General features: G+C 38.7%; 15 protein-coding genes. 4 read left to right on the top strand and 11 right to left on the bottom strand.

The genetic code is table 11. The features are described from left to right. Positions 1 to 3: 3 nt before the first annotated feature. From aat to FEDK69T_RS06150, 3 genes are all read right to left on the bottom strand, one after another. Positions 4 to 648 carry a leucyl/phenylalanyl-tRNA--protein transferase gene (aat, locus tag FEDK69T_RS06160; RefSeq protein ID WP_035630331.1) on the bottom strand — a complete coding sequence of 215 codons (645 nt, stop codon included), beginning with the start codon at positions 646 to 648 and terminating at the stop codon, positions 4 to 6. A gap of 107 nt (positions 649 to 755) precedes the next feature. Continuing rightward, positions 756 to 1136, bottom strand: coding sequence for a DUF3127 domain-containing protein (locus FEDK69T_RS06155; RefSeq protein WP_023573289.1), 381 nt, complete (start codon positions 1134 to 1136; stop codon positions 756 to 758). A 12-nt stretch (positions 1137 to 1148) separates the two neighbouring features. Further along, the gene (locus tag FEDK69T_RS06150) at positions 1149 to 2024 is read right to left on the bottom strand and encodes a flavin reductase family protein (protein WP_023573288.1); all 876 of its coding nucleotides are present in this window, start codon (positions 2022 to 2024) and stop codon (positions 1149 to 1151) included. A 162-nt stretch (positions 2025 to 2186) separates the two neighbouring features. On the opposite strand from FEDK69T_RS06150, the gene FEDK69T_RS06145 reads away from it, so the two are divergent. Then, on the top strand, positions 2187 to 3338 hold the full coding sequence (locus tag FEDK69T_RS06145) for a sensor histidine kinase (RefSeq protein WP_023573287.1): 1152 nt from the start codon (positions 2187 to 2189) through the stop codon (positions 3336 to 3338). A gap of 157 nt (positions 3339 to 3495) precedes the next feature. Here the strand turns inward: FEDK69T_RS06145 and FEDK69T_RS06140 are convergent, their stop codons facing one another. From FEDK69T_RS06140 to greA, 3 genes are all read right to left on the bottom strand, one after another. Further along, on the bottom strand, positions 3496 to 5328 hold the full coding sequence (locus FEDK69T_RS06140) for a BamA/TamA family outer membrane protein (RefSeq protein ID WP_023573286.1): 1833 nt from the start codon (positions 5326 to 5328) through the stop codon (positions 3496 to 3498). 148 nt (positions 5329 to 5476) lie between these two features. After that, the gene (locus tag FEDK69T_RS06135; RefSeq protein WP_023573285.1) at positions 5477 to 5866 is read right to left on the bottom strand and encodes an HIT family protein; all 390 of its coding nucleotides are present in this window, start codon (positions 5864 to 5866) and stop codon (positions 5477 to 5479) included. 31 nt (positions 5867 to 5897) lie between these two features. Continuing rightward, on the bottom strand, positions 5898 to 6374 hold the full coding sequence (gene greA / locus FEDK69T_RS06130) for a transcription elongation factor GreA (RefSeq protein ID WP_023573284.1): 477 nt from the start codon (positions 6372 to 6374) through the stop codon (positions 5898 to 5900). Positions 6375 to 6539: 165 nt separating this feature from the next. On the opposite strand from greA, the gene FEDK69T_RS06125 reads away from it, so the two are divergent. Beyond that, on the top strand, positions 6540 to 6962 hold the full coding sequence (locus FEDK69T_RS06125; RefSeq protein ID WP_023573283.1) for a Rieske (2Fe-2S) protein: 423 nt from the start codon (positions 6540 to 6542) through the stop codon (positions 6960 to 6962). A 61-nt stretch (positions 6963 to 7023) separates the two neighbouring features. On the opposite strand, the gene FEDK69T_RS06120 is transcribed toward FEDK69T_RS06125, so the two are convergent. The 5 genes from FEDK69T_RS06120 to FEDK69T_RS06100 form a co-directional block, all read right to left on the bottom strand. Next, the gene (locus tag FEDK69T_RS06120; protein ID WP_023573282.1) at positions 7024 to 9255 is read right to left on the bottom strand and encodes a TonB-dependent receptor; all 2232 of its coding nucleotides are present in this window, start codon (positions 9253 to 9255) and stop codon (positions 7024 to 7026) included. Positions 9256 to 9480: 225 nt separating this feature from the next. Further along, the gene (arfB, locus tag FEDK69T_RS06115; protein WP_023573281.1) at positions 9481 to 9882 is read right to left on the bottom strand and encodes an alternative ribosome rescue aminoacyl-tRNA hydrolase ArfB; all 402 of its coding nucleotides are present in this window, start codon (positions 9880 to 9882) and stop codon (positions 9481 to 9483) included. A gap of 2 nt (positions 9883 to 9884) precedes the next feature. Next, positions 9885 to 11444 carry a DUF4301 family protein gene (locus tag FEDK69T_RS06110; protein WP_051385080.1) on the bottom strand — a complete coding sequence of 520 codons (1560 nt, stop codon included), beginning with the start codon at positions 11442 to 11444 and terminating at the stop codon, positions 9885 to 9887. Further along, complete coding sequence (gene pnuC / locus FEDK69T_RS06105; RefSeq protein WP_035630333.1) at positions 11411 to 12028, bottom strand: nicotinamide riboside transporter PnuC; 618 nt, start codon at positions 12026 to 12028, stop codon at positions 11411 to 11413. Before pnuC ends, FEDK69T_RS06110 begins: the two co-directional genes overlap by 34 nt. Continuing rightward, complete coding sequence (locus FEDK69T_RS06100) at positions 12021 to 12743, bottom strand: geranylgeranylglyceryl/heptaprenylglyceryl phosphate synthase (protein WP_023573279.1); 723 nt, start codon at positions 12741 to 12743, stop codon at positions 12021 to 12023. The genes pnuC and FEDK69T_RS06100 overlap by 8 nt, the downstream gene beginning before the upstream one ends. Before the next feature lie 99 nt (positions 12744 to 12842). On the opposite strand from FEDK69T_RS06100, the gene FEDK69T_RS06095 reads away from it, so the two are divergent. Together FEDK69T_RS06095 and FEDK69T_RS06090 are read left to right on the top strand one after the other, a co-directional pair. Further along, on the top strand, positions 12843 to 13439 hold the full coding sequence (locus FEDK69T_RS06095) for a Crp/Fnr family transcriptional regulator (protein WP_023573278.1): 597 nt from the start codon (positions 12843 to 12845) through the stop codon (positions 13437 to 13439). A 75-nt stretch (positions 13440 to 13514) separates the two neighbouring features. Next, positions 13515 to 13802, top strand: coding sequence for a hypothetical protein (locus FEDK69T_RS06090; RefSeq protein ID WP_023573277.1), 288 nt, complete (start codon positions 13515 to 13517; stop codon positions 13800 to 13802). Position 13803 lies beyond the last annotated feature (1 nt).

Here is a 13803-nt window from a genome sequence, read left to right as displayed (position 1 = left end):
GATTTACTTAGGACGGTAGTGCAGAATCTGCATAAAATCATCCCTGTCGATTTCACCACAACCTAAACTTTCAAGATGTTCGTTGTACACCTGGCAATCGAGTAACAGGTAGTGATTATCTTTGAGATAATTTACCAGCGATACGAAAGCCACTTTACTGGCATTAGACACTTTGGAAAACATACTCTCCCCGCAGAAAACATGGCCTAAATCAATGCCATACAAACCTCCTACAAGCTCATTATTTTGCCAGACCTCAACGGATTTGGCATAGCCGAGTTCGTGCAATTTGCAATATGCTTCAATCATGTCGTCGGTAATCCAGGTACCGTTTTGACCTTCGCGCTTGGCGGTTTGGCAATTGGAAATCACTGCTCTGAAATCCTTATTGAAGGTTACCTTAAAAACATTGCGGTTAAGGATGTTCCGCATGCTTTTGGAAGGTTTGAAATCATCCGGAAACAATACCATGCGGTATTCAGGTGCCCACCATGTAATGGGCTCGCCATCTTCAAACCAAGGAAATATCCCGCTCCGGTACGCCAATAGCAACCGTTCCGTACTCAAATCGCCGCCCACGGCAATGATGCCCGACGGATGTGTTTCGGAAACGGGCGGAAACCAAAGTTCCTTGTCTAAAAAGTGTATTCTTTGCGGCACAAATTAAAACTTTACAAAAAATAAAAAAAAGCCAGAAATTTAAAGTTATTCAAATTTCTGACTTCTCTCTAAATTCTAAAATTCAGATTTCTCAATTAGAAAGGCAAATCATCGTGCTCTTCTTCTTTGAAATTCGATACCGGTTCGAACGCTTCGCTCGCTGGCATTGGCGGCATTTGTGGCGCACCTGCCGGAGCTTCAGCCTGTAATCTTTCGATTCTCCATCCTTGGATTGAGTTGAAATATTTAGTTTCTCCCTGCGGATTTACCCATTCTCTTCCTCTTAAATTGATGGAAACTTTTACGGCCTCACCTACTCTGTAGCTGTCCAACAAATCACATTTATCCTGAGTAAACTCAATCATAATGTGTTGTGGATACTGCTCGTCCGTAGTAACTACCATTTCTCTTTTTTTGAATGAAGCACTTACCTGTTGTGCTGCATTGATCACTTTTACTTTACCTGTAACTTCCATCTTCTGTATAAATTATTGTTTTGCTAAAAGTACTTTCCATGCGGTCAGTACTTCGTTTTTGTCTAAATATTCTTTTGCCATCTGGAACTTCTTCTCCTCATCGTCTGAGCTCAAAACTGCTTTGATTCCGAAATCCTCTTTTACAAATATAGCAATTTCTTCTTCAGTTGGCACAGCTTCAATGTTCCCTAATTTACCTAAATCGTTACCGTCGAAAACAGCGCTTCCTTTTACGAAATCCGGCACTACATCTACTCCTACACCTAAAGTCGTCAGCGGTTTTTCCACTTCAAACAATCCCATGTTAGCGCGGGTATACCAGTTGCCTCCCATACGGGCCACCAAATCGATTTTATGCTGATCGATCGCTCCGTTAGCATCCAACACTTCTTCGCTGATGTGGATCTTCACCACTTCGCATATAATCAGATTTCCTGCACCACCTTGGTCTCCAAGGGAAATTATTTCGTTAACCTTACATTCAAACTGTACCGGGCTTTCTCCCACACGGTATGGTTTTATGACATCAGACGGCACCATAGTCAATCCGGCCTTATCAAATTCGTTTACGCCGTCAGCATATTCTGTACTCGATAAAGAGGCCTGCTGCACGATATCATGATTCACCACATTAATAACCACTTCACGGGTAGCATCGGCATTGATTAAGGTATGCTTAATCGTATTGTCACGTACACGTCGGGCAGGTGAAAAAATCAATATCGGGGGATTGGAACTGAACACATTAAAGAAACTGAACGGTGATAAGTTCGGGTTTCCGTTTTTGTCCAACGTACTTGCAAAAGCAATCGGTCTCGGCCCAACGGCACCCTGAAGGTATGCCTGTAGTTTCACTGGAGCCAACTCCTTCGGATCAACGCTAATCATAATCTGAAAAATTTTGTCAAAGATACTTTTTTGACTCCAAACTTCCTCTAATTTTAACTCAAAACAAATATAGGAAAATTCTTAATTTAAAAATAAACTATTGCCTATCCCAATAAACTTAGTAAATTAGCTATTCTATAACCCAGGTATTCCAAACAAAGTATGAACTTTTCTGCAGACAGACGCAATTTAGTACGCTGGATCATCATTCTCGCTTCTTTCAATTTTTTAGTCCTGATACTTTGGAATACGTATACTTTCTTCCAAACGTTTAAAAGCGAAGAACGTCTGAAAATGGAACTTTGGGCGGCAGCTTCAAAAAACCTGAACAATGCTGATGAAAATACCGAACTGGATTTACCGCTGCAAATTATAAGCAACAACAAGACCATTCCCATAATCCAAACCAATGAAAGGGACAGCATCGTAAATATGACCAATGTCGATGATGAGATCACGAAGGATAAAGCCAAATCGATTGCCTTTTTAAACCGTTTAAAATCGGAAAACCCGCCAATTGCATTTGACTACGCCGGTAAAAAACACTTACTTTATTACGGAAACTCCTCGCTAATCACAAAATTAAAATATTACCCGATCGCCTTGGTACTTGTCGGGCTCTTTTTCAGCGGAATGATTTTTAACTTTTACCGCGCCAGCAAAATGGCAACACAAAACCGACTTTGGGCCGGTATGGCGAAAGAAACGGCGCATCAGATTGGGACGCCTTTATCGTCATTGATTGGCTGGCTCGAAATTATGAAAGCAGACAATGTGGATGAAACTACCGTCTCTGAAATTGAAAAGGACGTTAACCGACTGCAGACCATCACCGACCGATTCTCTAAAATAGGTTCTGAACCCGTTTTGGAACGCCGCGACCTTGTTCAGGAAACCGAACAATCATTCGATTATCTTAAATCGCGTACATCGAAACAGGTCGAATTCACTTTCACGGCACCTCAGCACCCTATTTATATCAAACTGAACCCTGTTCTACACAGCTGGACAATAGAAAATCTGGTTAAAAATGCTATTGATGCCATGAAAGGAAGAGGAAAGCTGGCAGTTATTATTGAGGAAACAGAGCGCTTTGTTAAAATTAAAATATCCGACACCGGAAGCGGGATTCCGAAGAACCAGTTTAAGAGCATTTTCGAGCCCGGATTCACCACAAAACGACGAGGATGGGGTCTTGGGCTTTCGCTAACAAAAAGAATCGTTGAAGAGTATCATAACGGACTGATTAAGGTTGCTTTTTCAGAAATTGGAAAAGGAACCACCATGCAGGTTACCTTTAAGAAAGAAGTATAAAAAAGTGAAACTTCTTATTTCGTTTTTGCTTTTACTTCTATTTGACAAAATCTTTACTTGGCTTTACTCGGGCTATGTACAACTTTGATGTGACCTAAGCATGGAGTAACGCCGGGATAAAGATTTATAATTTTTTCTTTCCGCCCAGCGGGTTAAATTAATTATAAGGAACTATGGTTGGTTGCCCAATTTGAAAGTCAGGCAATGCTATATCCGTGTTTCTGAATGAAGCTGTTTTAAAAGCATTTGTCGCTTCAAAGGGAATAGAAGGGTAATAAGAGAATGAAATTTGGAAACTTTCGAAAGTAAAATAATTATTGTTTATTAATAGGCCTAAACTAAATTTAGAATACAATTTATCATTGAAGAAGCTATCTGTTTCATTACCAAGTAGTCCAAAAGTCATATTAAAAAATGGATTAAAATGAAATCCATACCAGTTCCCAGGTGCATATGTTTGGGTTTGGAAAGCCATAGCTAGTTTATTGGTACCGTGTATCAGCGGACTGTTAATACCAGAGAATCCAATTTCATCAGAAAAATTTACCCTGTCTTCAATGGTTGGCGCTCTATTATTTCCCAGTACCAATTTTGGTTTAATAAATTGTCTTATTTTCCAATTACCCAAAGAAAGTAAATTGGTAAAATAATTGCCGTCAATCCTAAAAACTGTTTCTTCAGTTTTACCATTGTTGAAAAAACTTCCCCATTCAAAATCCAACCCTAAATAACCAAAGCGGTAATAATCGCTGTAGGCAAACCGTCCGCTAAAATAATTTCTCCACTGGTTATTTTTGTCTTGAAATCCGCCTGTTATTGAATAGACTTTTCCAAGAGGAACATCTTCAATAATACCGTAACTGAAAAGGTATTTATCTTCAGCGTACTTCCTGGTATTAATACCGAGACTCGCTAAATATAACTTCTCGGATGAAATAAAATTAGTTGGATCATATATTTTCGTCGGCGATTCTGAAAACGAAACATTTGTAAAACCTAATGTAGTTACGAAATTAGAGGTTCTATAATCTTCACTCTTGCCCTTAAAAATTGTAAAAGCATGACCAAACCAATAGCTCTGTACTTTGGAATTAAAATTTTGAGTACTAAAATTATTATTTAAATCAGGCAAGGAGTCCTTAAGAAACCTGTTTTCAAACAAAACACCTCCTGCAAATCTGGTAAATGGCGAGAAAAACACTCTTTCTATTTTTACACTTTTGACTGTATTATCACCTAAATCTTTGTTATATAAAAAGGTAGTGTTTATGTATGTGTTTCTTACACTTGGAATCGTATATATTACATTGTAAGCATTGTGCTTATCTGCAAAAAGTTCAGTATAATCCATCTGTAATTGGTGACCTAAACCAAAAAAATTACGATCAGCGAATCCCAATCTGACTTTCGAGCTTGAAATCGATCCTTTAGGAACCAAACTCCAGGAATCTAAAACCCTAACAGAAATATCGACAGAATCAGTGCTGTTGGGAATAGGAACCGGCTTAATAATTACGCTTCTTGTATAACGCTGGCGACGGATTAAACGCTCTGATTCTTTAGCAACTAATGAATCAAGTGGTGCATTTTTTTTTATGAGTAGGATATTTCGAATTGTCAATTTTTTTGTTTTCGCATGAAGAGAATTTCCGAATCTTTCAGCACCAGTTTCCGGCTTTCTGTTTTCATCATCAATGGAATAGCCGAACGGATCCAGTGTTTCAATATTTATATTCCGAATTATTTTCCCTTCGTATTCGTCAAATGATTTCTGAATTAAATATCTTTTTTTTTGGGTCTTTTGAGCTCTTTTCTTTGCTCGTGTCGGTTTGAATAAAAGTTTGTGGACGAATTTTGTGAGCTTATTTTTATTGGAATATTCTTCAATCTCTTGATATACTCGTGTAGAGTCCTTACTAGACGGTTTGTCTTGAGCTGTTACGACTTGACAGCAAAAAAAAAGTAACCAGATGAAGTCTCGATGTTTCAAGATTTGAAATATTTACTTTTATACAAGAAAGGTACGAAATTTATGTCGAATAAAAAATCCCGGCCCCGATAGGGCTGATTTGCAATCATGACAAAAAAAAAGCGGAATCAATGATTCCGCTTTTTTATTTATAATCTTCTATGTCTTTCTATAGATTAGCCTGAATATCTTTAGCCAGATTTTCAAACTGCTCCGGACTAAGGCTTACCTTTTGTTTGAAAGTCATCTCCCCCATTTCGTTTAACGGAATTAAATGTACGTGAACGTGCGGCACTTCCAATCCGATTACAGAGACTCCGATTCGTTTGCACGCCACGGTTTTTTCCAAGGCTTTGGCCACTTTACGGGAAAACTTCATCAAAGCAAGATAATGATCTTCTTCCATATCGAAAACCTTATCGATTTCCTGTTTCGGAACACAAAGCGTATGTCCTTTTGCATTTGGATTCACATCCAGAAACGCAATAAAATTATCATCCTCCGCTACTTTGTAACAAGGGATCTCGCCGTTAATGATCTTTGTAAAAATAGAAGCCATAGTAACTGATTTAAATAGTGAGAATACGGAATTAATCGCGGGTGATTTCTAAAACCTCAAACTTCAACACGCCGTTCGGCACATTGATTTCAGCGATTTCACCAACTGATTTCCCCAACAATCCTTTTCCGATTGGAGAGGTTACAGAGATTTTCCCGGTTTTTAAATCTGCTTCGCTTTCAGCCACCAAAGTATATTTCAATTCCATTCCGTTGGTCTGATTTTTAATCTTTACCGTGGAAAGCACCAATACTTTTGAAACATCCAATTGAGATTCATCAATCAGTCGGGCATTGGAAACCACTTCTTCCATTTTCGAAATCTTCATTTCCAACAATCCCTGCGCTTCTTTTGCAGCATCGTATTCTGCATTTTCGGATAAGTCGCCTTTATCCCTTGCTTCTGCGATTGCCTGAGATGCTTTTGGTCTTTCTATACTTTTAAGATGATCTAATTCATCTTTTAATTTTTTTAATCCTTCTGCTGTGTAATAAGATACTGTACTCATAACTTCATCGTTTATATAAATAGAAAAAATCCCATCGGAACGGGATTTCTTTCCACAAAGATATTGTTTTTAATTTATTTCAGATTTTATTGCTGCATTACTGCATTTGTCAAAGTTAATTAATTTAAATTTGTTTTTCAATTGTTTTCTCAAATTATTTAATACATGAAACGCTACTTTTACCTTATACTGTTAACTGCCATTACATTCATTGGCTGCCATAAAGACGATGGCCCTAACAACAACAACCCGTACCTGCCAAATTATACCGTAAACCTTCAGGTCAACATGAACCTTCCGGGTTATAGCCAGCTCCTGGTTCCAGGCAACGGAGCTTATATCGACGGAAATGGTGTCAGAGGCATTATTATTTTCTATACAGGAAGTGGATACAATGCTTTCGATGCAGCCTGCCCGAATCAGTCATTAAGCAGCTGTTCCACAATGACAATCGACGGTATAAATGCTATTTGCTCCTGTGATGAAAAAAAATACAATTTATTTGACGGCAGGGCGAGGGACATGCAATATCCCATGAAACAATATCGCACTTCGGTTAGCAACAACGTCATTCATGTTTACAATTAAAAAATCCTGACGAGAATGTCTCGTCAGGATTCAGAATTTTTTATCAAAATCACCCTAAGGCTTAGAACTTTAACGTTAAGCCGACCATAGCGTTTATGCCTGCCTGCGGGTAATAACCTGCCCCTTCGATTGTGGTAACAGTTCCCGGATTGCTAAAATCGTCATCGTAAGTATAGAAATAACCGTTGGACACGTACTTATAATCAAAGATATTATTGACCAATCCGCTTACTACAATGGATTTCAGCACCGACTTTGGCTTGATTTCCCAATTCACTGAAAAGTCATTCACAAAATAACCATCCAATTTAGAGGTTTCCGAATCGATGTTCCCCATAAATTGTTCTCCCACGATCTTTGTAAACAAAGACAACTGAACTGTTTTTACAGGCGAATACGAAATTATATTTCCAGCAATAAAGTTTGGTGAGTACGCAATATTAGTATCCCCTAAATTTTGTAGCACACCATCTCTCTGAAACATGAAATCCTTATTCTTATTCACACTGACCGTAACATTCGGACGGATGACCAACTGCTCCAAAACTGCAATGGCCGCATCCACTTCTAGACCCAACCTGTAACTATCCCCGCTGTTTGCGCGGATCGGCGATCCAACCTCATCCAACTCACCGGTTAACACCAATTGATCTTTATAGGCCATGTAATAAGCATTCACGTTTAATTTTGTTCTTAGAGTCGCATAACGCCATCCTAACTCAAAATCATCCAATTGTTCCGGTTTCGGACTTCCGTTTTCGTAGTCTGTACGGTTAGGCTCACGATTCGCTCTGGCATACGAGAAATAGAAATTGTTTCTCGAGTTCAACGTATAGGTTACCCCTGCTTTCGGGTTGAAAAAATTGAAAGTATCGTCAACCAGACCTGTTTCATCAGAATTCGCCTTATAATTCACACGACGCCACTGCAAATCCCCAAACAAACTCCAATGGCTGCTAACCTTATAGCCAGCCTTAGCAAAAGCATTGACATCATTTTTTGAAGCAGAGTCGTTGTAGTATTGGTAATTATAAGGAACCGAATATTGAGACCAAATCACATTACCAAAATGTTTACCTTCATAGTTATTCCATGCTCCTCCCAAGATCATATCCAACTTATCACTTTTATGATTCACAGAAAAAGTCGTTCCGTAGAAATCATTATCCAACCATCTATCTCTTATGTAGTCCATCGATGTTATTGTCTGTCCATTTACAACTATTGGATCCAACCCCAAAAAAGAAAGTTGAGAATCTGACCCTCCCAAAACATTTGAATAATACCAATCATCAACATATTGTTCAAAATAACCTTTCCCTTTTGTATAATGGAGCGCTAAATTAGTACTCCAACTATCATTAATTTTCTCATTCCAATGCAATTGGGCGTGGTCTTGCTGATAATTATCAATTTCGTTATCATAATACCCTTCTATATTTCCATTTGAATCTGTTTGAATACCGCTGATATTATAGGTCGGATTATCGTTAACCATATTTTCATTCAAATTCAAAATTTTCATAGCCGAAGGATCAATTCCATTCCAGGCCTGATAGGTTTTTTCTTTTCCGCCAAAAACTAACGCTTTAATCAAAGTAGTTTTTCCAACATACGTTCCCTGAAGAAAATAGGATTTCAAATCGGAAGAAGCCCTGTCAATATAGCCATCCGAATTGATTTTCGAAAAGCGTCCGGCCAATTCGAATTTATCGTTCATCAGACCGGTACTGAATTTAACCGTATGTTTATGCGTATTAAAACTTCCGTAGGAATTAGAAATTTCACCATTGCCTTTTGTCGCATAAGAATCGGTCAACATGTTCAGACTCGCTCCGAAAGCGCCTGCTCCGTTGGTTGACGTACCTACCCCGCGTTGCAACTGAAGGTTTTCCACCGAAGAAACAAAATCAGGCATATTTACCCAATACGTCCCATGCGATTCCGAGTCATTGTATGCAATTCCGTTGATAGTAACATTCACACGCGTAGCATCGCTACCACGTACACGGATTCCAGTATAGCCAACTCCATTCCCTGCATCGGTTGTTGTTACTACCGAAGGCATGTAATTCATTAAAACAGGAATATCCTGACCTAAATTACGCTCAGCCAGTTCTTTCTTGCTCATGTTGGTAAATGTGACAGGCTGTTTCTCATTGGCTCTTACAGCCGAAACCAAGACCTCATCGAGCACTTTTACTTTTGTAGTATCTCTTTCTTTTTCCTGAGAAAAACTTAGAAAAGATTGCAGCATCACTCCTGCAAAGAAGATTTTGAATAGAATTTTCATCCGTAATGAGTACGAATAAAAGGGGTAATTACTCTTAAAAAAATTAATTAATGATTGTAACGTGACCTTGACGCTATTCGCATCAAATTTGTCATTTTCCCTAAACAGCATTACCTGTTCCAGGTTCGTTGGGTATGATCTCAGCTCATTATTTTAGAGCACCCCTTTGAGACGATGCAAAGATAGAGTTATAAGAAACAACAATCCAAACAGAATTTCAAATAATTAAAATTTCGGTTTTCGTCGCGATTGTTTTATGTCGGATTGACTTCGCTTTTCTTTCAGTCTTCTTTCAATGACTGAACGGGGAATCTTAGTCGGTTTACGCAGTTTCTGAACCTTCAAGGCGCCTTCGATAATCAGCAAAAAACGTTTGATTACAATTTCTTTGTTTCGCAATTGGCTTCGGTCTTCATCACAATTTAAGATCAGCACGCCTTCCTTGGTAAGTTTATTTTCGAGTTTACCCAAAACCAGCTCTTTTTCTTCCGCAGAAAAAGCCGCCGAGTTCTTCAAATCGAACTGCAGCACCACTTTCGAAGCAACTTTGTTTACATTCTGCCCTCCCGCGCCACTGCTTCGGACTGCCTTGAACTGTAATTCCGATACGAGTTTTTCCTTATCCACAATTATTCGTGCTGATGGGCAGGTTTAAGCAAATCGTTTACCGTTTTTACTGGATTGAAAGTCACCAAAGGCACTTCGACAAAAATGGTTATCCAATTCGCCATTGCTCCGTTCCAAAGTCCCGGAAGTTCATAGGCATTGATGTCTTTGCCGTTTTTGGTCTTATCAACTATGAAACCGGCATTGTGGTTCACAAAATCGGACAAATTGAATTTTTGTCCTTTGTAATCCTTCAAACCACACACCAAATCCACCGGGTTAAAATGTGTGGATTCTGAAAATATCTTCTTTTGACTTTCGCTCTGCAGATCAATTTGCGAAGATTCCACGATTTGCAATGAAACGGTTCCGTTGTCTTCATCAACCCAGAAAGGTCCGCCACCAGGTTCACCTTCATTTTTAACCATTCCGCAAACACGGATAGGACGGTTTAACAACTGAACCAATTCGGCTTTTTGATTCTCAGGCGAATATTTTGAAAAGTCCTTCGGCAGGACAATATTGAGTTTATCGGTTACAAAAGAAATAACTTCATCAATACTACCATTTGACTTCTCTAAAACTTCGAGATGCCCAAAAATTTCTTTCTGAAGTTTCAGTAACAATCCACCAAGCACTTTTTTATAAAAAACAATTTCTTCAAAGTGATTGAAGGCCGCGTTATCAATATTTTTAATGAAAACAATATCGGTTTGCAACTGGTTCAGGTTTTCAATCAAAGCGCCATGTCCGCCCGGACGGAAAAACAAATTACCGTCTTCCAAACGAAAAGGTTTATTATCCATATCAACAGCTAAAGTATCGGTTGCCTTTTGCTGAAAAGAATAGTTTACAGTCACATCATCTGCCAAACCATTTACAACCGTTTTGAAATCTTCCAAATGTTCCTCGGAAACCGTCAGATGAATTTGAGGTTTTCCATTGACATTCGAATATTCGATGGCCTCTTTAAGATGCTTGTAAATTGGCGTGGTAACTTCACCTTCCTTTCTATGAAAAGGCAAGACGCCTTTAGGCTTATTGGAAAAATCAAAACCTTCCGCAGAAAGAAGTGTGTTTATGAAATAATAGTATTTTTCGTCCTGAGTAAGTTCCTCATAATTGGCATAAAGGTTCTTCACTTCCTCAAGGACCATTTCATAAAAAGGAAATTTTTCTACACCAACAAGAAAAACAGACAGCTTATTAGCCTTGCGTCGGTTGACATAAGCATTGATAGTTTCTTCGCCCAACTGAAATTCGTTGATGAATTCAATCAGGAATTTAAACATTCTGCTTGCCGCTCCCGAAGCAGGAACAAATTTTTCAATCGTATAGTTTGTTCTTTCTTTTTCGAAATATTCACTGAAAGATGAAGCTTCCTCATCGGAAAAGGTCATGATACCATCTCCAACGGTCGCCACTTTTCCCAATGAAATCTTAGCGATTCCCGATTGGAACATCTCAAGTTCACGGGCAATTTTTTCGATCGTAATACCGTACTGCTCTATGTATTTAAAATCAGCTTCCGAAAAACCGTACTGCTGCGTTAAGCTATTCTTTGTTGTAAAATCTTTCTCCATTCTCTGTAAGCCAAAATGGCTAAAACCGTAAAAATTAAATATTGTAACGACAACATCCCCAAGCCTCTGTAAGCATAAATCGGCGTTACGATTATATCGCCAATAATCCAAAGCGTCCAGTTTTCTATCTTTTTATGGGCCATATACCACATTGCGGTAAAGAAAATACCTGATGCCAGGATATCTACATAATTCTCTTTTTTTATTTCATAATCAAAGAAATTATAGATGCCGAAAACTACAATAATTGTCACTAAAAACAATGCAATTCCAATTATTTTTTCTTTAAAATCCGTACGCGTTATCGCCAGAAGTTCCTTATTCCCACCTTTTCTGGCCCAGTTCCACCAGCCGTAAACACTCATAATTGAAAAATACAAATTGATCATCATATCACCCAAATATCCGGCCAACCAAAGCAAGTAGGTTGTTATCACTGTAGCAATCAATCCGGTGGGGTAAGTCAGAATACTCTCTTTTCGTGCCAAGATCACACTCAGAATCCCGAACACAAAGGCCAGTGACTCTAAAACAATCCTTGTAATCGAAGCGTCTTTATAGGCATCGAGAAAAAAATCAAGCATGTGAACTGAAATTAAAAAAATCAGGATCATTTTCGAAAGCCGTACCGATAACCACCAAATCCGCTCCTGAATCATAAGCATCGTCAATTGCTTTTTTTGTACGGATTCCGCCTCCGACAATTACCGGAACCTGAATATTATCCGAAACTTTGCGGATCATTTCCAAAGGAACCGCATTTTTCGCTCCGCTTCCCGCCTCAAGATAGACCAATTTATTTCCGATAAACTCTCCGGCCAACGCTGTCTGAACCGCATAATCAGGATCTTCCCTGTCCAACGGATTAGTTTTACTGACACGCTCTACTGCGGTTTGCGTTCCGCTTTCGATTAAAATATAGCCTGTTGAAATTACTTCCAACTTAGTTTTCTTTAAAACCGGAACCGCATTAACCTGATGCTCTATCAGATAATCGGGATTCCTTCCGGAAAGCAGGGTCAGAAATAAAATCGCATCGGCTTTATCTGATATCTGAGACGGATTCCCGGGAAAAAGAAAAATTGGCAATTCGATTTTATGCTTCAAGCGAACAATCAGTTCGTCAATAATATTCGCTTCTACGATGCTTCCGCCAACAAAAACATGGGTTGCCGGCGAGTTGTTTATTTTATCAGCCAAAACCGCAAGCTCATCCAAAACAATCTTATCGGGATCGAGAAGGACAGCCAAAAGTTTTTGGTTGTTATTTTTCGCCGACAAAATCTGGTTATAGAGCATCTGTTGTATTCTTCATTAATGAGACGGTAAAAGTAGCTTATTTTTAAAATCTGTAAAATTTTAATTATATTTTTGTAATGAATCTTTAGACCATCCCTTATGATCCCCGAAGAATTACTGGAATCACACAATGCCCTGCAAAAAAAATATGCTAAAGGCGATACTATTTTTCACGAAGGCGATTTACCTGTCAATTACTTTCAGATTATCAGCGGAGATGTAAAAATGTCCAATTTCAATGACGACGGCAAAGAGTTCATACAAGGTATTTTTCACCCTAAACAAAGTTTTGGAGAACCTCCTTTATTCCTGAACCGGGTGTATCCTGCCAATGCGATTGCCGTTTCCGATTGCGAATTATTTGTATTGCCGAAATCTTCATTCCTAAATCTCGTAAAGGAAAATGCTTCCGTTTCGCTTTCCATTATCGAAAATCTGGCGCAACGACTGCATTACAAATCGGTTATGGCTGCCGAGATTTCCTCGCAGGAACCGGAGCACCGACTTTTGAAACTTTTCGATTATTCCATTACTTTTTTTAAAATCGAAAAAGAAGCCGACGGTTATCGCATAGACCTGACAAGACAGCAGATGGCCGATTTAACAGGGCTTCGCGTTGAAACTGTCATCCGTACAATTAAAGGCTTGGAGAAAAAAAACGAAATTAAAATCATCAACCGAAAAGTGTATCGATAATTTTTGACAACATGATTTAAATCATGAAATGTACGGCATGAGGCGTCCTATTTTTGACATACAAAAACAAAAATTATGACACTTTATCAAAAAACATTTCAAAACTTTCAAAAAGAGTATTATGCCTATGCCACTTTAGCCATTATCGGACAAAGTTGTTTAGGCGGCGCGGCAGCCATGTACATTTTAAAGAATGGGACTTCTTTTTCACAAATGATCCAACTGGCTTTGGTAGTTTTAGTCTGCAGTTTTGTTAACGGCTCAATATTAGCAACCCAAAAACACAAACTGGTCTTCAATCTGATACTGACCAGCGTAATCACCAGCACGGTAATGATTACCCTTAACACGCTTGTAATTTAAT

Origin of the sequence: Flavobacterium enshiense DK69 (assembly GCF_000498495.1) — a bacterium.
Taxonomy (GTDB): Bacteria; Bacteroidota; Bacteroidia; order Flavobacteriales; family Flavobacteriaceae; genus Flavobacterium; species Flavobacterium enshiense.
The sequence above is the reverse complement of the archived record's forward strand: the minus strand, read 5'-3'. Positions and strand labels throughout refer to the sequence as shown.